We start from the raw sequence: 21,050 nt of genomic DNA, 5'->3' as shown, positions 1-21,050 counted from the left end.
ACAAAATGAGAAGGGGAGAGATTACATGCGGGAAGTGGTAATTGTTGAGGGAATTCGTACTCCGGTTGGCAGAAGAAACGGTGTCTTAAAGGATGTTCGCCCAGATGATTTAGCAGGTGAAGTATTAAAGAGGCTGGTTGAAATAGCAGGCATTGATCATGCCATCATCGATGATGTCATTTTAGGCTGTGTTTCGCAGGCTGGGGAGCAAGCCGGAGATATTGCTCGGATTGCTGCTCTGATTGCCGGCTATCCGATTGAAGTGCCAGGTACGACAATTGACCGACAATGCGGATCGAGTCAGCAGGCTGTCCATTTCGCTTCCCAAGCCATTTTGTCAGGAGATATGGATGTGGTCGTAGCAGGAGGAGTAGAAAACATGTCTCGTGTCCCAATGGGTTCAAATTATCAAGGAGCTGAAACAAGTCAAAAGTATTTAGACAGCTACGAGGTAATCAACCAAGGTATATCGGCTGAAAGAATCGCAGAAAAGTGGGGAATCACCCGTGAGGAATGTGATCAGTTTTCTGTTGAAAGCCATGAGAGGGCAATACGTGCTCAAAAGGAAGGCTATTTCGACCGTGAAATAATCACAGTTACAGGTACAGATAAATTAGGAAATCATATTGAAGTTACCGAAGACGAAGGACCAAGGGGGGGAACTACGGTAGAAGTCCTTTCAGGGCTGAAGGCAGTTTTTAAAGAAGAAGGATTAATACATGCCGGGAACTCAAGCCAAATAAGTGACGGTGCTGCAGCTTTACTATTAATGGAGCGTAGTAAAGCAGAAGAGCTTGGATTGAAACCACGCTTTAAAGTGCATACACGGGTTGTTGTCGGATCAGATCCTACCTTAATGTTGACAGGTCCAATTCCTGCCACTCAAAAAGCATTGGAAAAAGCAGGTCTTTCCATTGATGATATCGATGTCTTTGAAGTTAATGAAGCCTTTGCTCCTGTACCGCTTGCCTGGTTAAAAGAAACAGGGGCCGACCCTAAGAAGCTAAATCCAAATGGAGGAGCGATTGCCTTAGGACACCCTCTTGGCGGCAGTGGTGCCCGTTTAATGGTTTCGATGATCCATGAATTAGAAAGAAGAGGCGGCCGATATGGATTACAAACAATGTGTGAAGGTCACGGAATGGCGAATGCTACCATTATTGAAAGAATAGATTGAGACGGTATTTTCTCGTGAATAACATTAGAAATTCACACGAAAGTAAAGGCTGAAAAAGTGATAAAGCCGACCATCAGGAGCATGACGTGAAATCATCCTGCTGATAGTGGGTTTACTTGAGGAGGAAATGATATGTCAGTAACGATTAAAAATATCTTTGATCAGACGGTTCAAAAATTCCCCATTAAAGAAGCTATCTACGACGTGAGAAGAAATATCCGCTATACCTACATTCAATGGAATGAGCAGGTGAATAGGTTGGCGGCGGCTCTCCAAGCAGAAGGTGTCCAAAAAGGGGACCGGGTCTCTACCTATCTTTATAATAATGAAGAACTTGCCACCGCATTCTTTGCCTGTGCAAAAATCGGTGCGGTCTTTAATCCAATCAACTTTCGCTTAATGGCAGAAGAGCTTGCATTCATCTTAAGTGATGCGGCGCCAAAGGTCGTTTTATTTGAAGGTGAATTGGAATCGACTGTGGCAGCTGTTGAAAAACGCTTCCCTGAAATAGCATTCTGGTATATTGATGAGAATGTGCCTCGCTTTGCCGAAGGATACCGCCAAAAAATGGTCAGTACATCTTCTAAGCCTGTTGATGTAGACATTCACGAGAATGATGTCTATGCCATTATGTATACAAGCGGGACGACAGGACGGCCAAAAGGAGTAATTCACCTTCATAAAGATATAGTCGAGCAGGCTATGATTTTATCAGAGGCGATGAAGTATGAAAGCAGTGATATCGGTTTGATTACCGCGCCAATGTTTCATTGTGCGGAATTGCACTGTTCATTTTTACCGCGCGTGCAGGTTGGTGCAACGAATGTAGTTCTTCATCAGTTCAATCCTAAAAAGGTACTAGAACTGTTTGAATCCGAAGGGATTACCAAACTGTTTGCGGCCCCAACGATGTGGAATATGCTTATTCAGGAAAATCTGAATGATTATAAATTTCAAAGTTTGAAGCTGGGACTATATGGAGCCGCTCCAATGGCGCCTACGCTTGTACTTGCTTGTCAGGAAAAACTGGGCATTCAATTTATCCAAGCATATGGAATGACGGAAATGGGTCCGGCCATCACTCTACTATTAGAGGATGATCAAATAAGTAAAGCTGGCTCTGCCGGCCAAGCGTGCCGCGATCATGAAATCGTCATTGCCCGTCCAAATGACGAAGGCCCATCGGATCCCGATGATGCACTCGAACCCGGAGAAATCGGGGAAATTCTTGTAAAAGGCCCTTGCATCATGAAAGGGTACTTTCAAAGAGATGGAGAGACAGAGAGAGCACTTTACAGAGGCTGGTACCATTCCGGGGATATAGGTTTCCTTGATGAAGATGGATATTTGTGGGTCAAGGATCGTGTGGATGACATGATTATCTCTGGTGGCGAAAATGTGTATCCACGTGAAGTGGAAGACACACTTTATGAGCATCAAGGAGTACTCGACTGTGCAGTAATTGGTCAGCCTGATGATAAATGGGGAGAAACGGTAACGGCCTTTGTAGTGGCTAAAGATCCGTTGTTGACGGAAAATGATCTAGAAGACTGGTGTAAGAACAGCGATACACTTGCTAACTATAAACGTCCAAGAAGATATATCTTCTGTAAAGAGTTACCTCGAAACGCAAGTGGGAAAATTCAAAAATTCATGCTCCGTAAACAGTTGGAAGAAACTGTGGCTGAATAACAAAAGGTGGGGAAATCTCCTTTGTTTTAAGCAGAATGGCTTTTTTAGTTGAGTTAGTAAAATGAAAATAAATAATCCAGTCAAATCATTTTAGGGTAATGCTTTTTTATGTAAGAAAAAGAAAAGTTATCCACAAATGAAATGCAGTTGAATCAATGAGATCTTAGGGTTATCCACACTATCCACATAGTTATCCAGAAATTACATTATTTACATGTTGATACCGCGAGACAAACACCTATTATTTGTCAGTATTTTCAGAAAATATCCACAATATACACAGGGGTGTGGATAAGACGGTGTCAGTAAGCTAATTTAAGGGGCTGACTAACAGCCCCCTAAGGTGTAAAAGTTATAATTTGCGGTTATGGGCACGGCGATTAGCCGCATTGGATCGCGCTTGTGCTTCAATATCTTGTTGGTCAGCCAGTTCTGAAGAATATTCGACATCAAGTCCGTCACTTTTTAGGTTTTTAGGAACTTGTGGAAGTTTTTGAACGTTATTGTCTCGATTATTATTGCGTCCCATATCAGCGCCCCCTTAGAGTAAATAAATAAATAAGCTAGCGATGATTTCCTTAATCATCGCTAGCTTATTTTGTGCTGAATGGTAGATCAAAATGTACGGGAAAATACTCCAAACTTAACGGCGAGATTTCTTCTCGTTAAATCCACCTGCTCGGTCTGCATTTTTAAATTCTCGAGAATAAAGAATTGCTTGCGTGCTCGTTAAGGTACTTTTTTCTTTTTCCTGTTTTTTGGGCAATTAGATCATCTCCATTTCACTTGATATCCCTATTTTTTCCTAAAAAGTTTCATTCATACATGAGAATTTTCTTTTAAGATATTGTGTAAAGCCGTATTAAGGGTTGGAAAAGTGAACGTGAATTCTTCCTCTGCAAGTTTATTAGGAAGGACTTTTTGGCCTTCTAGCACAAGTATGCTCATTTCACCGAGCATGGTTTTTAGCATGAAGGGAGGAACAGGTAACCAATGAGGCCGGTGCATGATAGTACCAATTTCTTTTCCGAATTTATCCATTTGAACCGGGTTAGGTGCTGTGAAATTGACTGGACCTTGAATGTGTTGATTGTTCATACAAAAAACAATTGCACGGGCGACGTCGTGAATATGAATCCAGGAAAGCCACTGACTTCCTTTGCCCATTTTTCCTCCGCCGAAAAGTTTATAAGGAAGAACCATCATTGGCAGTGCACCTTCTTTTTCCCCTAGAATCACACCAAACCTTGTAAGGACAACTCGCTTACTGTATGAGCGGGATTTGGTTGCTTCTTTTTCCCATAGCTTAACTGTACGGGCCAAGAAATCATCACCGATGGAATCAGAGGTTTCGGTAAAGGTCTCATGATCAGAGATACCATAAAAACCCACTGCACTTGCATTGATAATGACAGAAACTTTATCGGGAAGCTTAGAAAGGATCCGGTTCATTTCTTTGGAAGCTTCAACTCTGCTTTCGACAATCCGGCGTTTTCGTTCCGGGGTCCAACGCCCACTGTTTAAAGACTCACCGGCAAGGTTAACGAACACATCAAGGCCTTCTAAATTTTGTTCAGGGCTTGAGTCTGGGGTCAGCCAGCCGATATATTGGAGATTTTCCCGTCTTTTATATTTGTCAGGATGACGTGTCAATATATATAAATCATGATTTTCTTTTAATAATTCATCGATAAGGGCTGTGCCGACAAAACCGCTTCCACCAGCAATGGCTATTTTCATGAAAACCACTTCCTTTTTCCTGTCTTTTATTCACTTTAACATGCCCTTGTTCTTTTTTCATTTTTAGACATGCTATATATAGAAAAGGTACTCGTAAAGGGGTAAAGTAGGGATGGGGGTGGATTTTATGCCAAACATAACAAAAATAACAACCCAAAAAAAACGTAAAGATCGTTATAACATATTTGTTGATGAAAAATATGCGTTTAGTGTGGACGAAGAAGTTTTATTGAAATTTCACTTGAAAAAGGGTACTGCACTTGATGATCTGCTTCTTGCTGAAATACAATTCCATGATGAAATTCAAAAGGCATTTACGGATGCTCTTAATTATTTATCATACCGCATGCGTTCAGAATCGGAAATTCGCCTTTATTTAAGAAAGAAGGAAATAGAAGAACCGATTATAAAGGAAGCGATACATAAGCTATACAGCTTTAACTATTTAGATGATCTTGAATTTTCCAAGGCTTACGTGCGGACCCATGTAAACGGAGGCAATAAAGGGCCTACTACCCTTAAGATGGAACTGAAGGAAAAAGGAATACAAGAAAAGCTAGTTGTGGAGGCTTTGAAGGAATACCCCTATGATATTCAAATTGAGCATGCGAAAAAGCTTGCGGGAAAATCGGTGAAAAAAGAAAAAAATATCTCGGAACGAGCTTTAAGGCAGAAGCTTGAACAGACATTGACACGAAAAGGTTTTCCAAGAGATGTCATTCTCGAGGCACTTGAGGATGTGACGGTAGAAAAGGATGAAGATGAACAATGGGATTCGCTATGTCATCATGCAGAAAAGACGCAGCGCCGCTATAAAAACTATGAAGGCTTCGAATATGAACAAAAGATGAAGCAGGCATTATACCGAAAAGGTTTTCCAATAGAATTAATTGACCGATATCTTTCCAATTCAGATATGGAATAAGTACATCGATAGCCAAATCGCAAAATTTTGTTTAATATAGAAGTAAATTAATATTTAATTTAAGGAGCCATATATATGAGCGACGTAAGATACAGCAAGTTGTCGGCCTATGAACTACAACAGGAAATTGCAGCGTTAACCGAAAAAGCGAGAAAAGCTGAGCAATTAGGGATGGTTAACGAATTCTCTGTGTTGGAACGCAAAGTAACTATGGCCAAAGCCTATCTGTTAAATCCGGATGATTTTAAAAAAGGTGAAATTTATCAAATTGAAGGCGATCCGGGAGTCTATTTCAAAATTGATTATATGAATGGTGTATTCGCCTGGGGATACCGTTTGGGTGGAAGCGGGAAGGAAGAAGCACTGCCGATTTCGATGTTGAGATAATAAGATTGAAGGAACCGGGAGGACCCGATTCCTTCTGAATATTGTTTCTAATTCGATCGCTCGTTTGATGCTTTCATACGTTCTTGAGGGTGTGTGTTAATGCTGCCATCCGCACGCTTTGAAGCATATCTCGCTTTTGCACGAGGCTCACCTTGAAATTTATTATTGTTTTGGTTGGGGAATCCTTTTTGTTTATTTCGCAAGTTTTTCTCCTCCAAACATCAGAATTAAGAAAACAGCGTTTCCGCTTACTACTAGTATGGGTAAAGAACAGTATAGTTCAGTCTGTAAAAATATTGGCAATGAGGTGGTTCTAATGAATGATTACCATGAAAGATTAACCAAGATCCTGCTTGAGAAAAATGATCACATCACGTATGAGCAAGCTTTAACTTGGGTGGAATTATTATGGGAAGATTTCGAAGCGACCTATGCAAAAGCTGGGCATGAGTATGCTGGCGAAGAAATGACGTCACGTGTTGTCCAGACCTGGATTGATAATTACGGTGAACAATTCCACGAATTCATTGCGAAAAATCCTAAATATAAGCATTTATTAAATCAACAGAATCGACTGCATTAAAAAAGCTGATTCCAGCGGGTTTCCCCTGGAATCAGCCTTTTTTAAATCTGCCTAGACCTACAAAATAATATTCAATTTCTTCTGCAGTTTCGCTTCACTAAAGATCCAACCGGTATACGAATTCAAGATATTTAGGTCGCTGTCTAAATGGACGACTGCTACAAAGGGGTAATACCCATTGCTTCGGTATCTTAAATCAATAAAACGGACTTCGTAATAGTCCTTAATTTGTTCAATTTCAAAGCGGTAAACAGGGGAAAAAGACAGAAAGGCAGCCAAATTGATATCAAGCTTGGCGGCTTCGAGAATTTTGCTTTCAGGCAATGGAATTCGATCAAATGTATCAAGAATCGTCACATAACCATTATCAGCTCTCGCTACATAATAATGCTTTTCGGTAATCACGGCTATTTTCCAGCGATGAAAACGCATGGTTGGTGATAAAATAATTTTTCTTGCTCCCGGAATTTGCTGCTTAACAGCTCTTTTAATGAAAGCCTGTTCCCTGAACCTAGAGATATAATAGATCACGAGTATCCCGTAAATGGAGAGAAATAAATAGCCGGGAGGAAATCCATACCCCCACAATATCAAGCCGGCAACATGGATTCCAAAAATGAACGGGTCAAATGTATTGATGACCCCTAGAGCTACCCAATTGGAAGAAATAGGCCTTAGCGCCTGTGTTCCATAGGCATTAAAGATATCGACAAAAACATGAAGAAATACGGCTAAAAAGGTCCAAAGCCAAAGATGAAGGTAATTTGCTTCAGGTATGAAGGCGAAAAGTGCACCGCTGATAATCAAGGGCCAAAGTAATACAGCGGGAATCGAATGTGTAATTCCACGGTGATTTCGTATATATACAGCGTTATTTCGTAATTTTAAAACGGTGTCAATGTCAGGAGCTTGTGATCCTAATATCGTACCTGCAATGACTGCACTTGCAGTAACTGGACTTTGCGCAATAACAGGATCTAATGTGGCAAGTCCTCCAAGAGCAATTCCCATGACAAAGTGAGTACCTGTATCCAAAAGTCTAACCTCCCTGCCACAATTTGAAAAAAAGATCTTCCTTAATCATACCGTATTTATATATTATCCATCAAATGAATATATTTTTGACTTATTTTTGTGACCTATTACAATAAAATAAATATGAACATGATAAAAAAAAAGAATGCCTACTATTATGTATTCCCATTTTTAATAAAAGTGTAACATCTTTGGAGGAACTGAAGTGAAAGAAATAAATATCCCAACAATAGAAAAAATAAATATCGAGGCGTTTCAAAAAGATTTAGTTTCCTGGTTTCTCGAAGAACAAAGAGAATTGCCATGGAGGGAAAGCAAGGATCCGTACCGTGTTTGGGTTTCAGAAATTATGCTTCAGCAAACGCGAGTGGATACGGTCATTCCTTATTTTAACCGGTTTATAGACTGGTTTCCGACACTTGAGGATTTTGCCAATGCCGATGAAGAAAAAATATTAAAAGCATGGGAAGGACTCGGTTACTATTCGCGGGTCAGGAACCTGCATAGTGCTGTTCAAGAGGTAAAGGCGTCATATAATGGTGTTGTACCAGACAGTCCTGAGGAAATTTCTAAGTTAAAAGGTGTTGGTCCTTATACAGCTGGAGCGATTCTGAGCATAGCCTATGGCAAGCCGGAGCCTGCTGTGGATGGGAACGTCATGCGTGTACTATCAAGGATATTAATGATTTATGAAGATATTGCAAAGCCAAAGACGCGAAAGACATTTGAAGCTGCTGTTCGTAAGCTGATTGATCACAACCATACATCTGCTTTCAATCAGGCCTTAATGGAACTGGGGGCTTTAATATGCACACCTGGTAAGCCTGCCTGTCTGCTGTGCCCAGTTCAAAGTCACTGTCTTGCCTTTGAGGCAGGGGTTCAGTCAGAACTGCCGGTGAAAATCCAAAAGAAAAAAACGCGTGATGTACCAATTGTGGCTGTGCTATTAACGAATGAAAAAGGTGAATTTTTAATTCACAAGCGAGCATCTGAAGGATTGCTAGCAAACCTTTGGGAATATCCAAACTTCGAAAACCATACATCCCTTCAGCATAAACGGGAATTCTTTGAAAGTCGATTTCAAGAAATGTACGGTGTAAAACCGGAGATTACAGATCCGCTTGTGAAAATTGAACATGTTTTTTCACACCTTGTCTGGAAAGTGGATACGTATACTGGAACGGTCAAAGAAAAAATTAGTGAAGCGACGTTATTAGAGAATCAGTTGAAGTGGGTGAGTAAAACGGAGATGGAGGAGTTCGCGTTTCCGGTTTCACACCAAAAAATGATGAAGGCTTATAACGATAAAGAGGGTATCAATTAAGTTATCGTTTTTTTTATACCCTCCATACAACCAATTTAAATAGAACAAGCAGTGCGTTCCGGATAAGATAGTACATTGTTTTTATGGTAATATAAGGATATGGAGGGGGCATATAAATGAAGGTAGTTTTTCAAGCATTTATTGGTTCAATAATTCTTCATGTGTTTTATTTTGTTAGTACGATGATAGTCGGATCTATAAAAACAAGCCAATATAAACCAGGAATTGAAAACGCATGGGGTCAAGCGGAGACACTTCAAAATGAAGTAGTCTTTGGTAAAGTTATTTCCCCTTCTGTTTACTTGTTATCACTTGTAGGTGTAGCTCTGATTTGCGGAATTATTATATTTTCCTATAAAAAAATCTTTACGGAGAGATAGCTCAATAAATATGAAAAGCCAGCAATGGTTCCTCTCAATAGTTTATACTCAAAAAGAGGATATCCGCTAAGATACCCTCTTCTTTTTCGCTCAATTGTATAAAGTTAAATTAATCGTAGCTTGTTTCTGTTCCATGGGTGTAATTGGCTTCTTGTCTGTTAATTCCGCCTCTATTTTCAATTTCTTTGACGATTTCGGTATGGATACTCTGTCCTTCTTGGTTTAAATAAGGTACCATTTGTTGAAGGGAGTGATGAAAATAGGCAAGTTCACTATTTTCCCAATCCGATTTTTTCATCATCGACAACTCTGTCATATCACGTCCAACATACATAAAAAGTAACACTCCTTTTTTAAAGTGATGGGTGTTTACTCAGAAAGGATGAATAAACAAATGGAACAAAAAGTAGCGCTCGTTACAGGAAGCAGTAAAGGTCTAGGAAGAAGCACAGCATTAAGACTTGCAGAGGAAGGATACGACCTCGTTATTAATTATGCCCGGAGCAAGTCAAAAGCATTAGAGGTAGCTGCTGAAATTGAAGCATTGGGTCGTAAAGCCCTTGTAGTAAAAGCGAATGTCGGTGACGTTGCGAAAGTGAAAAGCATGTTTGAGGAAATCGATGCGTATTATGGACGTTTGGATATCTTCATCAATAATGCTGCATCAGGTGTGCAGCGCCCGTTAATGGAGCTTGAAGAAACCCATTGGAACTGGACAATGGATATCAATACAAAAGCCCTCCTTTTCTGTGCCCAGGAAGCGGCGAAATTGATGGAAAGAAATGGTGGAGGTAAAATTGTAAGTATCAGTTCACTTGGTTCCATCCGCTATTTGAAAAATTACACAGCTGTCGGAGTATCGAAAGCGGCGCTTGAAGCACTGACAAGATATTTAGCTGTTGAACTGGCTTCAATGAATATTTGTGTCAATGCCGTTTCAGGCGGTGTGATTGATACGGATGCGCTAAAATCTTTCCCGAATCGGGATGAAATGCTTGCTGAAGCAGCTGAACAGACTCCGGCTGGACGGATGGTTGAGGTAGAAGATATGGTGAGCACCATCCTATTCTTAATTTCCGATGGAGCAAGTATGATTCGCGGACAAACCTTAATTGTTGATGGAGGCATCTCTTTGCTTGTTTAATATAACTGGTAAAATTTAAATGTTTTTAGCCGGATAACACTCCATAATATTGGTTATCTTATTATTTGTGGAGGTGATATTAATGGCTAACAACAATAAATCAAAAGCAGGTACTAACGCCCAACAAGTGAGACAACAAAATGCGCAATCTCAGCAAGGTCAAGGTCAAGGCCAATACGGTACTGAGTTTGCAAGTGAAACAAACGTTCAACAAGTGAAACAACAAAACATGCAATCTCAGCAAAATAAAGGCCAAGGTCAAGGTCAAGGTCAATACGGAACTGAGTTTGCAAGTGAGACAAATGTTCAAGAAGTGAAAAAACAAAACCAAAAATCTCAAAGCAATAAAAGCCAAGGCTAATTGCTGATACGAAAAGGCATCCTTCTTTTGAAGGGTGTCTTTTTATTTTTTTCCCTTCTTTTGTATTCGACAAATGTTTCTTTACGTTTACATTTTATGTCAAAGGAGATATCAGATAAAAATAGAATATACATACTATAGAAAAAATACAGATTAGGATGGTGCAATCATGGAGCAATTTAATCAGCTTATAAACAATCAGTTGAAAACGATGGAAAAGCTTTTACTTTTACAATCTGAAATCGAAAGATGCCAAGATATAGAGAAGCAACTCCTTGATCTGCAAGAGGAGAGTGAAGCAGTTACCATTCAGGAAGAGATTCAACTTAAGAAGCAAGAATTGAAATGTATCCATGATATGTTCGAGAGGCAAACAGAAGAGGTCATTCGTTATTTTCAGCAAGGACAGGCTGCAGTACAATAAATAATTGGCTAATTTCTAAGTAGAAATGAGTGGAAGGTCAGATTTTTTTGGCTTTTTTTCACATTTTCACTGGGGGATTAGCCACTTTTGTTTTAAATTTATGAATAAATCGCTATAATATAGGAATATAGGGTAAATGGAAAAAAGTATATATATTAAATACACACAACAACTGCAAACGGAATAGGGCACAGTACGCTGAAAGGGTGTCTATAGAAAGTAGGGAGAGATAAATGGGGATTGTTCCTGCCGAAGGAGGAAAAATCCAAATTCATAGCTATAAACATAATGGACATATCCATCGTATCTGGGAAGAGACAACCGTTTTAAAAGGAACCCAAAATCTGGTGATAGCGGCAAATGACCGTACTATGGTGACGGAATCAGATGGAAGGACATGGATTACAAGAGAGCCGGCGATTTGCTATTTTCATTCAAAGTATTGGTTTAATGTTATTGGTATGTTGAGAGAGGACGGGGTTTATTACTATTGCAACATCAGTTCTCCGTTCACATGCGACCCAGGAGCATTGAAATACATTGATTATGACCTGGACATCAAAGTATTCCCAGATATGACGTTTAATTTGCTGGATGAGGATGAATATGAAAGGCATCGGAAAGAGATGAATTATCCTGATGCTATCGATCAAATATTAAAACAGAACGTAGATTATTTAATTTATATGATACGCCAGCGAAAAGGACCATTCTCCGCAGAATTTATTGATAGTTGGTATGAACGCTTTTTAACTTATCGATAATAGTAAAAAGGCCTGCTGCTTATCTAGCAGGCTTTTTTTCTATTGTGTATTCCCCAGTACTCTAACAAATCAATGCGACAGATTATACATGTTATTCATCTTATTTTTCTAGAAGTAAGCCCTATTCCTTTAACTGTTGCGGTTTTAAAGTTAAACTTACGAGATGCTGAAATGATTCCCGTTTATAGAAAGCCTCTGAATAATATGTTGTTGAAAAGAATATTTTGGAACTATTCATAAAATATTTGGAAGAGAACGTGAATATGTGAAAGACTAATGATAGCTTAATTTTCTAAAAGGAAAATAAAACTGAAAGTGTATCTTCTGGAATCTTTTACTCGATATTATACAGTATAAACTAATACTAGAGCATTACTATCTTAAATCTTCTTCAAAATTATTTGGAGAAATGGAGGAATCCCGTGGAGAGCATTAAGAGATATTTACAATTTGTTAAGCCGTATAAATGGCAGATTATCGGGACGGTATTGATTGGGCTGTTAAAATTCGCGATTCCACTGTTGATTCCCTTGCTTAGTAAATATATTGTGGATGACATCATCAATAGTGATCTGTCTACTGATATGAAATCCGAACGCCTTTTATGGGCTATGGGAATCATGCTTTTTATCTTTGTAGCGGTAAGACCGCCCATCGAGTATTACCGGCAGTATTTTGCTCAATGGACAGGAACAAAAATCTTATATGATATCCGTAATGATTTATTTACCCATGTACAAAAACTAAGCTTTAAATATTATTCCAACACAAGAGTGGGCGAGGTCATCTCAAGGATGATCACGGATGTGGAACAAACTAAGAACTTTGTTATCACCGGTTTGATGAATCTCTGGCTAGATATCGCTACAATTATTATTGTGATAGTGGTTATGTTCACGATGGACGTAAAGCTAACCATTGTATCCATCATTATGTTGCCATTTTATGCTTTTTCAATCAAACACTTTTTTGGAAAGCTCAGAACCTATACAAGGGTTAGGTCTCAAGCGTTGGCGGATGTGCAGAGTCATCTTCATGAACGTGTTTCAGGCATGTCGGTTATTAAAAGCTTTGCGATTGAAGATCGTGAGCAGGAACTGTTTGCGAAGCAGAATAAAAATTTCCTGGATAAGGCACTGAAACATACGAGTTGGAATGCTAAGTCATTTGCTGTCGTCAATACAATTACAGATATTGCACCCTTACTAGTGATTGGCTTTGCGGGTTATCAAGTCATCAATGAGCAGTTGACGCTAGGTACTATGGTAGCCTTCGTCGGTTTCATAGACAGGCTTTATAATCCTCTCAGACGATTAGTTAACTCTTCGACGACAATGACACAAACATTGGCGTCTATGGACCGGGTTTTTGAATTTGTGGATGAGAAATATGATATAGATGATGAACCGGGTTCAAAAGAGCTGAAGCAGGTAGAAGGCCGAATTACGTTTCAGGATGTGTCATTTGCTTATGATGAGAAAGAGGCACCTGTTTTAAAACATATCAACCTGGATGTGAAACCGGGTGAAACCATTGCACTTGTTGGAATGAGTGGCGGAGGGAAATCCTCAATCGTTAGTTTAATTTCACGTTTCTATGATGTAACAGAGGGAAGCGTATTACTAGATGGAACGGATATCCGGAAATATCAAGTCCGCAGCCTAAGAGATAAAATCGGAATGGTGCTTCAGGATAATATCTTATTTAGTGAATCAGTTAAGGCAAATATCCTAATGGGACGGCCTGAGGCAAGTGATGAAGAAGTATTTGCAGCAGCAAAAGCAGCAAATGCTCATGACTTCATTACGTCTTTAAAAGACGGTTACGAAACTAAAGTGGGTGAGCGGGGCGTGAAATTATCCGGGGGGCAAAAGCAACGGGTTGCCATTGCGAGGGTATTTTTGAAAAACCCGCCTATCCTTGTTCTGGATGAAGCAACATCCGCCTTGGATTTAGAGAGTGAACATTACATCCAAGAAGCGCTTGATATATTAGCGAAAAAACGGACCACGATCATTGTAGCACACCGCTTATCAACCATTACCCATGCCGATCGGATTGTTCATATTGATAATGGGGAAATTACCGAAATCGGAACACATGAGGAACTAATGAAAAAACAAGCGCATTACTATAACCTATTTCAAGTTCAACAATTGGATGCTTAAGAAAAATAGCATATAGGAAATCCTTGTATATATTACGGATTCACTACAGAAGGAATTTTAAATAAAAGAGCAGATCATTTCGCAGTAGTGCAATGGTCTCTTTTTTATTTAAAAACTATCACAATAAGTGTAAAGCTCCCAAATTGTTAAAGTCGTTCATGATGTAATTTGCATACTAAAAGAGCATCGGTAATCGATGCTCTTTATTGTTGAATTTTCAGCTGTTTTAAATGTGAAAAGTAAAACAAAAAAGTAATTTAGCCTGCAATACTTCCAGTTAAAAGAACCTGCTATATTCATTAGGATACTCTTTTTTCGTGCGAAGTCCTTTTACTATTAGGAAGAAATCTAGTGAGATGCTTTATCCCCTCAGGTAATGCAATTCCGATAATAATCAAGAACATTCCGAACCACTGCAGGGATGTAACTTGTTCATCTAGGAAGATAACCGAAACGACCATCGCGGAGGGCAATTCTGCCGCACAAAGAATCGTGCCAAGCCCGACACCAACTTTCGGCATACTGACAGCAAAGAAAAAGAAAGGAACAAGGACACCCAACGTGCCAAGCAGTAGACCATAATACCATAGGTTTGTTTGAACCAGATTTGTTACAAGTGTGATAGGGTTAGTAGTGAATACAGCAGTCAGCATCGCCCCTGTTGCAATGAAAAACAACCGCTTCATGGAAGATTCTCCAACGGCGAACTGAGAGTTACAATACATATAAAGAGCAAAAAGTAACGCCGATAAAAGGCCAAACAATACTCCTTTAAAACTAAGTGCAGAGAGAGGCTGGCCAAAAATTGCTCCAGCTAATAACGTACCGATAAATAGAACGAAAATGGCAATGAGTTTATTTTTATCCGGACGTCTTTTATTTAGAAAGCTTTCGATTAGGACGCCGATCCAGGTAAACTGAAATAAAAATACCACGGCTATCGAAGCTGGAAGCTCTGATACTGAGACGGCATATGCCTTCCCGACAAAAGTGGACATCATCCCTGTGAATAAAAGTAATCCGGCACTTTTCCATGAAACTTTATATTTAAACGAAAAAAGAAATAAAACAGAGACAATCAGCCAGCCGACCAGGTATTGACTTCCGACTAATTCTCCGGAAGAATGGCCGTCCATGAATCCAAACTTAATCATAGTGGATAATGTACCGTATGAGATAGAGCCGATTAAAACCATTATGGAATACTTCAATAGTTGCATAATTTTTCACCCCTATAAAAATAAAAATCGCCACCTGCCTAAAGGGCAAGTGACGAACGAAAAAAGGAAATCCTTTTAAAATTCCGTCTCTCAACAAAAGCTGAGTTTAAAAATGATGGTGTTGCATTACCTTAGCTTAAAGTCTCTGTGAATAATTGTCAACCAGAAAAAAAAGTAAAGTAAACTCGTCGATGGGTAAGCTTAAGGCGACAACAGCCCTTTAGATTCCCTTATACTCTGAATTATAAAATAAGATCCCCACATGGTCTAACGCCAATGTGAGGATCTTATTTTATTTGCCATTTTGCTGAATATCCTCTAACGTGCCGCGATATTCTTCATCCTTCATTTTGCGAACGGTTGGATTGTTTTCTTCAGATGAATCATCGTTTGAGTGCTGTTGACTGTGAAGATTAGAAAGCACCAAACGATAATCATCATCCTTCATTTTCAGTTCATCCCTGTCCTTTTGGACAATGATTTCGGTACTAAGGTCAATTTCTGGGGAAAAAGCGGGCTCTTCTAAAGAGTGCTCTTCCTCAACGACCGGCTTCTCATCAGGGGATAACGCTTTGATATTAAAAGTAATTAAACCCGTAACCGCTAAAATGGCAACGATAATAATTAGAATTATGCCCATTGAATCAAGCCTCCTAGAGCTCGTTTATGAATGATCGGGTGACATGGGCTACCCGTTTTCCTAATGCTTCTCCAAGCTGGAAGTCCTTTGTGGTGATGCTGTCATCTACGCCGGGTGGACAGCTGATTCCCACACCATAATAAGACCCGTATAATGCGTTTTCAGGAACAGTACCAGGTAAACCAACAATGATCATCCCCTGATGAAGCATCGGAGTAATCAAGTTCAGCATCGTAGCCTCCAGCCCGCCATGTAAGGTAGCCGTTGTACAGAATACAGCCCCGACTTTATTGATTAGTTTACCTTCCGCCCATAGATAGCCTAGTTTATCAATCCAGGTTTTCAGACTCGAACTGATGGTTCCGAAATGTCCGGGACAGCCCCAAATGATGGCGTCCATTTCTGGAAGCTTATATACATCCGCCTCGTTTACATGATCAATTAGAACTTCAGCTCCAGGAACCATAGCGGCTCCATGAGCGATTGCTTCGGCAAGTGCCTTCGTGTGGTTGCCTTCACTGTCGTATATAACATAGATCTTCATTCTTATCCCCCTATTTGGTTAAACTGATTTTTTTACTGGTGAAGGCAATAAAGGTACATCGATTTTCTCTTGTTTAGTTTGTTTAAATGTTTTGTCCTTCCGTACGTCACGCAAAAACAGTGAGAGAACAATGCCGACAACTGCAAAGCCTGTTGCCCAAAAGAAAGCATCATTGATTCCCATTACGTTTGCTTGACCCTGGATTTGGGTGGAAATCAGTGACATTGCGGTTTCCTGTGCCTGTTCGCTAGTTTGATTCATGGAACTCATGATGGATTGAACCATTGATTGGAAATTTTGCACAAAACCAGGGTCACTACCACTCATATCCGTTCCTAAAGTGATGCCATGAAAAGAAGCACGAGTTGTATAAATGGTCGTAACAAAGCTTGTTCCGATGGCCCCGGTTACTTGTTTCACCGTATTGCTCATCGCAGTACCATGTGTATTCAGATGCTTTGGAAGCTGATTCATCCCAGCTGTCATAATTGTCATCATCAGTAAAGACATTCCAAGAGAACGAATGGCATAGAAGATAACCAAAGTCGAATAGGTCGTCTCTGTAGTCAGGTTTGCGAATTCAAAGGTTGTGATTGCTGTAATAATCAAACCAACAAGTGCTAATGGACGAGGTCCGACTTTGTCAAATAAAGCTCCCGAAATAGGAGACATCACCATCATCACAAGTGCTCCCGGTAACATCAATAAACCAGATTGAACAGGTGTGAATCCCCTTAGCGTTTGTAAATAAATCGGCAACAAGAAAATACCGGTAAACATCGCCACCGTCACGATAGCTGAAATAATATTTGATAAAACGAACATATCGTACTTAAACACACGGAAATCGAGCATCGGTGTATCCGATTGTAGCTGCTGAACTACAAATAGGGTAAGAAGGAGAAGCCCAACGATGATGGTTCCTAGAACGATAGCGTCTAACCAGCCTTTTGAACCTGCTTCACTGACACCGTATAGTAGGGATGCTACACCTATCAGAGATAAGGATGCACCTAATATATCCAATTTGATTTTCTTGGGTTCTGCCACATTGCGCATATTTAAAAAGGCTAGTGTCATGATGATTATGCCAAATGGCACCATTGCATAGAACATGACTCTCCAGCTATATTCCTGTATGACCCAACCAGATAAAGTTGGACCGATGGCAGGGGCAAACATGATAGCGAGCCCAAAGATTCCCATTCCTTTCCCACGCATTTCTGGAGGGAAGATAAAAAGGATGATCGTCATGACTAATGGCTGTAATATCCCGCCACCAGCTGCCTGAATTAACCGGCCGGTAAGAATAACAGGGAAATTTGGTGCAATACCACAGATAAGAGTTCCGACTGTGAATAAAAACATGGCAGCGAGGAATAAGACGCGCGTGCCAAAACGCTCAATTAAAAAAGCGGACAAAGGAATCAATGCCCCATTGACGAGCATGAAACCAGTGGATAACCATTGAATCGTAGTTGCTGCGACATTAAATTCAGCCATCATTCTCGGCATCGCGACACTTAGCAAGGTTTGATTCAAGATGACCATGAACAAGCCAAGCATTAAGATGATTAACATGGGAGCATATTGTTTCATTCCTTTGTTTTCATTTACTGAGATTGTTTGAGGAGCCATTTAAGCCAACCTCCTTTCTGTAAACCTGAGTTGGCAAGATTATTTTGTTGATATCTTCACTTCGGCGTTCATGCCTGGTAATACTTTATCAGAAGGAGCCTTAATGGAAATTGTAACTGGAACCTTTTGAGTGACTTTTGTATAGTTTCCGCTACTATTTTGGTTACCCATCACTGAAAAGACTGATGTGGTTGCGTAACCGATTTGTTCTAATGTACCCTCGAAAACCGTATCGGGATCTCCATCGATGATAATATCGACGCTATCACCCTTTTCAATGTTTTTCAGTTTATTTTCTTCAATATTAGCTGTTATCGATAGTTCTTCCATATTAATGGTCTGTGCAAGAGTTTGACCTGCTTGGACAAGTTGATCCTCTAATACCTGTGTTTTAACAACTGTACCTGGAGCTGAAGTTTTTACAGTTTGGTCACCTTCTACCGTTGCTACTTTAGCCACTTTATTGTCTTTACTGACAATGTCGCCTTCTTTTAGGTCCCAATCTGTTAGTTTTCCAGAAGCAGGAGCTACGATCGTATATAAATCTCCTGTAACTTTTGCTTCATCTGTTTTGATGAAATTCGTGCTTTCATAATAGTAATAAGCCCCTCCGCCTACAACTGCCAAAATAACCACTAATCCAATGACATTGATTAAAATTAAACGTCCTTTATTCACGTGTTTTTCGCCTCCAAGAATTTTTGATAATGATTCAATTGAATTGCTCTAAAAAATTGTCACACGATTTGTTGCAGGTCCTTCTATAAAAAACTGACGTGACCTAATTAACACCTGCCTTCTATGTTTATAACATATTGGTTAAGTTTAATAAATATTAATTTTTATAAGTATTAATATTATCAAATAAAAAGTTTACCAGTTTACTTAATTTTTGTCATGTAATATATTCGGAGTTACTTATGGTAAATAAATCCTAATGGAAAAATTGAGGGGAAGAGCTGCGGCTTTACGGATAAAAGATGAGTAGATTTGACAATACTTTATCATTTATTTAAATTTAAGGTAGGATTGTCCTATATAAGGAGTGAGAAGGCTGGATTTTAAATGGGAAGTAACCAATAGTGTAGAAATGCAGATTTTTCGAATCAGGAAGAAACTTCGGAACATCGTTGTCAAAAATCTTCAGCCTTATGGATTGACGTCGCCTCAATTTTTCATATTGATGATATTAAAGCGAGAAGGATCAATTAAATCAACTCAACTGGCTGACTTTTTGACGGTGAAGCCGAGTGCGATTACTGTTTTTGTAGATAAATTGGTCGAAATGGATTATGTGAAACGGCAGCCTTCAGAAAAGGACCGCAGAGTCATTAACCTTGAATTAAAAAAGGGCGGGGAAGAAATTTTGGGTAAAGTCCTTGCGGAGCATAACCAATTAATGGGTAAGAACTTTAACACATTCTCAGAGGATGAGATGCAGGATTTATTAATGAAATTGGATAGGCTTGAAAAGGCAGCAGATCAACACCTTTTGGAAGATTGAATAGAAGTACAATAAATAGAAAAACGAAAAAAGACGGTTCCGAGGAACCGTCTTTTTAATTAATCTTCTTCATATTGGACAGAGATTTCATTGTCATCCTTATGGAAGGACTGGAAGCTGACAATCAACTTTTCAAGATGCTCCAATTGTTCGTCATACTCTATGACGGCTGAAATCAACGGTACAAGGCGGGCAGAAAGATGGCCCAAGTTATCATGCATTTCGTCCACTTGATTTTGCTGTTCAAAAAAGTGGGCAAGAAGCTCTTTACGACTTAAGCAATCCTGATCCCAATCTTCAATTTCCTCAATCGCTTTAATTTTTTCGATATGCAGTAATATCAGCTGTTCATGCTTACGAATTAGGGAATCAAGCTGCTGCAAGATACTCCGTTGGAAATCTTCAGGCATTTGATAAAGTTCATTCTCGAATTTATGAATTCTCTTCAAAGTTTCAAACGCCTTTTTTGTGGTGATAATCATTTGTCGATATACAACTAGCTTCCTGGCTTTAGCAACACTGTTCTTTTTGAAATATTCACGTTCCTCTTTGTACATGGAATAGATATGTTCTAGATCAAGTAACTCTTCTTTTAATCTGCTGATGTCTTTTTTCAATAATGTGTGTTCAGTAGCATGTCTTGTGCTAATTCGAATCCATTTTAAAATATCTTCCGTCACATCTGTTATGCGTGTATAAAGCTTTGCTTCATACTTAGGTGGGAGAAAAACAAGATTGACGATAAAAGATGAGACAATCCCCAGTAAAACAGATGAGAGACGAATAAAGGCAAAGTTTAGAAATTCACCTTGCTGACTTTCCATAATGGCAATAACCGTCACGATAGAAAGTACAATTGTTTTATCCATTTTTAATTTTAAATTGATGGTTATGACGACCATCACGGCTAGGCCGATTATAAAAATGTCATTTCCGAATATCAATACGAAGGAAACAGCTACCAACGCCCCGATTATATTTCCTTGTACTTGTTCCAATACCGTTTGATAAGAACGATAAATGGTCGGCTGTATTGCAAAAATTGCAGCAATCCCAGAAAGAACAGGAGCAGGAAGATTAAGTAGTTCCGAAAGATAAAGAGCTAAAACAATCGCTATTCCTGTTTTGAGAATGCGGGCACCAAACTTCATATATAGGTTAATCCTTTCTTTGTAATGTAATAGGTTTTTATAACAAAGGCTCTAGTTATATATAGACTATTGCTTAAAGTTGTATTCTAACTTATTTGTTAGTACTTTACACTAAAATAAGAGGAAGTAAACAAAAAGTAATATACAGGAATTCCCTAAAAGTTACAATGGGTAATTTTAAGTCTAATGTATAAAGAAAATAGAGGCAATTTATCATACGTGTAATTACCTCATATGTCTTTCTCTTCA

At 39.3% G+C, this 21,050-nt stretch carries 25 protein-coding genes; 13 read left to right on the top strand and 12 right to left on the bottom strand.

Annotated features, from left to right (window positions below):
* Positions 1-25 precede the first annotated feature (25 nt).
* Together JFU50_RS06505 and JFU50_RS06500 are read left to right on the top strand one after the other, a co-directional pair.
* Positions 26-1,177 (top strand): thiolase family protein, encoded by a 1,152-nt coding sequence (locus JFU50_RS06505; RefSeq protein ID WP_201182832.1) that lies wholly within the window; start codon positions 26-28, stop codon positions 1,175-1,177.
* A gap of 132 nt (positions 1,178-1,309) precedes the next feature.
* The gene (locus tag JFU50_RS06500; protein ID WP_201182830.1) at positions 1,310-2,869 is read left to right on the top strand and encodes a fatty acid--CoA ligase; all 1,560 of its coding nucleotides are present in this window, start codon (positions 1,310-1,312) and stop codon (positions 2,867-2,869) included.
* Between the two features lie 352 nt (positions 2,870-3,221).
* Here the strand turns inward: JFU50_RS06500 and JFU50_RS06495 are convergent, their stop codons facing one another.
* The 3 genes from JFU50_RS06495 to JFU50_RS06485 all read right to left on the bottom strand — a co-directional run bounded on the left by JFU50_RS06495 (position 3,222) and on the right by JFU50_RS06485 (position 4,609).
* Complete coding sequence (locus tag JFU50_RS06495; protein ID WP_201182828.1) at positions 3,222-3,398, bottom strand: YfhD family protein; 177 nt, start codon at positions 3,396-3,398, stop codon at positions 3,222-3,224.
* 114 nt (positions 3,399-3,512) lie between these two features.
* Positions 3,513-3,635: a YfhE family protein gene (locus JFU50_RS06490; protein ID WP_082527457.1), complete on the bottom strand. Its 123-nt coding sequence runs from the start codon at positions 3,633-3,635 to the stop codon at positions 3,513-3,515.
* A gap of 53 nt (positions 3,636-3,688) precedes the next feature.
* The gene (locus JFU50_RS06485) at positions 3,689-4,609 is read right to left on the bottom strand and encodes a TIGR01777 family oxidoreductase (RefSeq protein ID WP_057217250.1); all 921 of its coding nucleotides are present in this window, start codon (positions 4,607-4,609) and stop codon (positions 3,689-3,691) included.
* A gap of 127 nt (positions 4,610-4,736) precedes the next feature.
* Here JFU50_RS06485 and recX point away from each other — a divergent pair, with 127 nt between their 5' ends.
* Positions 4,737-5,534, top strand: a complete 798-nt coding sequence (recX, locus tag JFU50_RS06480; RefSeq protein WP_201222133.1) for a recombination regulator RecX — start codon at positions 4,737-4,739, stop codon at positions 5,532-5,534.
* Positions 5,535-5,609: 75 nt separating this feature from the next.
* The gene (locus tag JFU50_RS06475) at positions 5,610-5,921 is read left to right on the top strand and encodes a YfhH family protein (RefSeq protein ID WP_053344476.1); all 312 of its coding nucleotides are present in this window, start codon (positions 5,610-5,612) and stop codon (positions 5,919-5,921) included.
* A 47-nt stretch (positions 5,922-5,968) separates the two neighbouring features.
* On the opposite strand, the gene JFU50_RS06470 is transcribed toward JFU50_RS06475, so the two are convergent.
* Positions 5,969-6,124 (bottom strand): small, acid-soluble spore protein K, encoded by a 156-nt coding sequence (locus JFU50_RS06470; RefSeq protein ID WP_034305387.1) that lies wholly within the window; start codon positions 6,122-6,124, stop codon positions 5,969-5,971.
* A 113-nt stretch (positions 6,125-6,237) separates the two neighbouring features.
* On the opposite strand from JFU50_RS06470, the gene JFU50_RS06465 reads away from it, so the two are divergent.
* The gene (locus tag JFU50_RS06465) at positions 6,238-6,504 is read left to right on the top strand and encodes a YfhJ family protein (RefSeq protein ID WP_053344478.1); all 267 of its coding nucleotides are present in this window, start codon (positions 6,238-6,240) and stop codon (positions 6,502-6,504) included.
* Between the two features lie 57 nt (positions 6,505-6,561).
* On the opposite strand, the gene JFU50_RS06460 is transcribed toward JFU50_RS06465, so the two are convergent.
* Entirely contained in the window at positions 6,562-7,539 is a 978-nt protein-coding gene (locus tag JFU50_RS06460) for a metal-dependent hydrolase (RefSeq protein WP_053344479.1), read from the bottom strand.
* Between the two features lie 205 nt (positions 7,540-7,744).
* Between JFU50_RS06460 and mutY the strand changes: the two genes are divergently transcribed.
* Complete coding sequence (mutY, locus tag JFU50_RS06455) at positions 7,745-8,863, top strand: A/G-specific adenine glycosylase (RefSeq protein ID WP_201222130.1); 1,119 nt, start codon at positions 7,745-7,747, stop codon at positions 8,861-8,863.
* A gap of 116 nt (positions 8,864-8,979) precedes the next feature.
* The gene (locus JFU50_RS06450; protein ID WP_201182820.1) at positions 8,980-9,243 is read left to right on the top strand and encodes a hypothetical protein; all 264 of its coding nucleotides are present in this window, start codon (positions 8,980-8,982) and stop codon (positions 9,241-9,243) included.
* Positions 9,244-9,352: 109 nt separating this feature from the next.
* Here the strand turns inward: JFU50_RS06450 and JFU50_RS06445 are convergent, their stop codons facing one another.
* Positions 9,353-9,577 carry a hypothetical protein gene (locus JFU50_RS06445; protein WP_053344482.1) on the bottom strand — a complete coding sequence of 75 codons (225 nt, stop codon included), beginning with the start codon at positions 9,575-9,577 and terminating at the stop codon, positions 9,353-9,355.
* Between the two features lie 60 nt (positions 9,578-9,637).
* Between JFU50_RS06445 and fabL the strand changes: the two genes are divergently transcribed.
* The 5 genes from fabL (at position 9,638) to JFU50_RS06420 (ending at position 14,104) form a co-directional block, all read left to right on the top strand.
* The gene (gene fabL, locus JFU50_RS06440) at positions 9,638-10,387 is read left to right on the top strand and encodes an enoyl-[acyl-carrier-protein] reductase FabL (protein WP_201182818.1); all 750 of its coding nucleotides are present in this window, start codon (positions 9,638-9,640) and stop codon (positions 10,385-10,387) included.
* Positions 10,388-10,469: 82 nt separating this feature from the next.
* The gene (locus tag JFU50_RS06435) at positions 10,470-10,748 is read left to right on the top strand and encodes a gamma-type small acid-soluble spore protein (RefSeq protein WP_201182816.1); all 279 of its coding nucleotides are present in this window, start codon (positions 10,470-10,472) and stop codon (positions 10,746-10,748) included.
* Between the two features lie 169 nt (positions 10,749-10,917).
* Positions 10,918-11,172 carry a YgaB family protein gene (locus JFU50_RS06430; RefSeq protein ID WP_053344485.1) on the top strand — a complete coding sequence of 85 codons (255 nt, stop codon included), beginning with the start codon at positions 10,918-10,920 and terminating at the stop codon, positions 11,170-11,172.
* Between the two features lie 233 nt (positions 11,173-11,405).
* A complete protein-coding gene (gene ntdP / locus JFU50_RS06425; RefSeq protein WP_201182812.1) occupies positions 11,406-11,936 on the top strand; it encodes a nucleoside tri-diphosphate phosphatase in 531 nt (176 codons plus the stop codon).
* A 422-nt stretch (positions 11,937-12,358) separates the two neighbouring features.
* Complete coding sequence (locus JFU50_RS06420) at positions 12,359-14,104, top strand: ABC transporter ATP-binding protein (protein WP_201222128.1); 1,746 nt, start codon at positions 12,359-12,361, stop codon at positions 14,102-14,104.
* 299 nt (positions 14,105-14,403) lie between these two features.
* Here the strand turns inward: JFU50_RS06420 and JFU50_RS06415 are convergent, their stop codons facing one another.
* From JFU50_RS06415 to JFU50_RS06395, 5 genes are all read right to left on the bottom strand, one after another.
* Positions 14,404-15,324 (bottom strand): EamA family transporter, encoded by a 921-nt coding sequence (locus JFU50_RS06415; protein WP_201222126.1) that lies wholly within the window; start codon positions 15,322-15,324, stop codon positions 14,404-14,406.
* A 292-nt stretch (positions 15,325-15,616) separates the two neighbouring features.
* Complete coding sequence (locus JFU50_RS06410; protein WP_201222124.1) at positions 15,617-15,964, bottom strand: hypothetical protein; 348 nt, start codon at positions 15,962-15,964, stop codon at positions 15,617-15,619.
* Positions 15,965-15,977: 13 nt separating this feature from the next.
* On the bottom strand, positions 15,978-16,508 hold the full coding sequence (locus JFU50_RS06405; protein ID WP_053344490.1) for an NAD(P)H-dependent oxidoreductase: 531 nt from the start codon (positions 16,506-16,508) through the stop codon (positions 15,978-15,980).
* An 18-nt stretch (positions 16,509-16,526) separates the two neighbouring features.
* A complete protein-coding gene (locus tag JFU50_RS06400) occupies positions 16,527-18,131 on the bottom strand; it encodes a DHA2 family efflux MFS transporter permease subunit (RefSeq protein ID WP_446728178.1) in 1,605 nt (534 codons plus the stop codon).
* 54 nt (positions 18,132-18,185) lie between these two features.
* Positions 18,186-18,824 carry an HlyD family efflux transporter periplasmic adaptor subunit gene (locus tag JFU50_RS06395; protein ID WP_201182799.1) on the bottom strand — a complete coding sequence of 213 codons (639 nt, stop codon included), beginning with the start codon at positions 18,822-18,824 and terminating at the stop codon, positions 18,186-18,188.
* 412 nt (positions 18,825-19,236) lie between these two features.
* On the opposite strand from JFU50_RS06395, the gene JFU50_RS06390 reads away from it, so the two are divergent.
* A complete protein-coding gene (locus tag JFU50_RS06390; protein ID WP_056522183.1) occupies positions 19,237-19,650 on the top strand; it encodes a MarR family winged helix-turn-helix transcriptional regulator in 414 nt (137 codons plus the stop codon).
* Positions 19,651-19,709: 59 nt separating this feature from the next.
* On the opposite strand, the gene JFU50_RS06385 is transcribed toward JFU50_RS06390, so the two are convergent.
* Positions 19,710-20,801, bottom strand: a complete 1,092-nt coding sequence (locus tag JFU50_RS06385; protein ID WP_053344494.1) for an FUSC family protein — start codon at positions 20,799-20,801, stop codon at positions 19,710-19,712.
* Between the last annotated feature and the right edge of the window lie 249 nt (positions 20,802-21,050).

The organism is Peribacillus sp. TH14 (genome assembly GCF_016651145.1).
GTDB lineage: Bacteria > Bacillota > Bacilli > Bacillales > DSM-1321 > Peribacillus > Peribacillus butanolivorans.
Note: the sequence above shows the minus strand (reverse complement) of the source record. Positions and strands in the feature narration are given on the sequence as shown.

Excerpts from the sequence above, each read along its gene's own strand:
- JFU50_RS06505 (WP_201182832.1), top strand. The coding sequence starts at position 26 with ATGCGGGAAGTGGTAATTGTTGAGGGAATTCGTACTCCGGTTGGCAGA.
- JFU50_RS06500 (WP_201182830.1), top strand. The coding sequence starts at position 1,310 with ATGTCAGTAACGATTAAAAATATCTTTGATCAGACGGTTCAAAAATTC.
- JFU50_RS06495 (WP_201182828.1), bottom strand. The coding sequence starts at position 3,398 with ATGGGACGCAATAATAATCGAGACAATAACGTTCAAAAACTTCCACAA.
- JFU50_RS06485 (WP_057217250.1), bottom strand. The coding sequence starts at position 4,609 with ATGAAAATAGCCATTGCTGGTGGAAGCGGTTTTGTCGGCACAGCCCTT.
- recX (WP_201222133.1), top strand. The coding sequence starts at position 4,737 with ATGCCAAACATAACAAAAATAACAACCCAAAAAAAACGTAAAGATCGT.
- JFU50_RS06475 (WP_053344476.1), top strand. The coding sequence starts at position 5,610 with ATGAGCGACGTAAGATACAGCAAGTTGTCGGCCTATGAACTACAACAG.
- JFU50_RS06465 (WP_053344478.1), top strand. The coding sequence starts at position 6,238 with ATGAATGATTACCATGAAAGATTAACCAAGATCCTGCTTGAGAAAAAT.
- JFU50_RS06450 (WP_201182820.1), top strand. The coding sequence starts at position 8,980 with ATGAAGGTAGTTTTTCAAGCATTTATTGGTTCAATAATTCTTCATGTG.
- JFU50_RS06445 (WP_053344482.1), bottom strand. The coding sequence starts at position 9,577 with ATGTATGTTGGACGTGATATGACAGAGTTGTCGATGATGAAAAAATCG.
- fabL (WP_201182818.1), top strand. The coding sequence starts at position 9,638 with ATGGAACAAAAAGTAGCGCTCGTTACAGGAAGCAGTAAAGGTCTAGGA.
- JFU50_RS06435 (WP_201182816.1), top strand. The coding sequence starts at position 10,470 with ATGGCTAACAACAATAAATCAAAAGCAGGTACTAACGCCCAACAAGTG.
- JFU50_RS06430 (WP_053344485.1), top strand. The coding sequence starts at position 10,918 with ATGGAGCAATTTAATCAGCTTATAAACAATCAGTTGAAAACGATGGAA.
- ntdP (WP_201182812.1), top strand. The coding sequence starts at position 11,406 with ATGGGGATTGTTCCTGCCGAAGGAGGAAAAATCCAAATTCATAGCTAT.
- JFU50_RS06415 (WP_201222126.1), bottom strand. The coding sequence starts at position 15,324 with ATGCAACTATTGAAGTATTCCATAATGGTTTTAATCGGCTCTATCTCA.
- JFU50_RS06410 (WP_201222124.1), bottom strand. The coding sequence starts at position 15,964 with ATGGGCATAATTCTAATTATTATCGTTGCCATTTTAGCGGTTACGGGT.
- JFU50_RS06405 (WP_053344490.1), bottom strand. The coding sequence starts at position 16,508 with ATGAAGATCTATGTTATATACGACAGTGAAGGCAACCACACGAAGGCA.
- JFU50_RS06390 (WP_056522183.1), top strand. The coding sequence starts at position 19,237 with ATGCAGATTTTTCGAATCAGGAAGAAACTTCGGAACATCGTTGTCAAA.
- JFU50_RS06385 (WP_053344494.1), bottom strand. The coding sequence starts at position 20,801 with ATGAAGTTTGGTGCCCGCATTCTCAAAACAGGAATAGCGATTGTTTTA.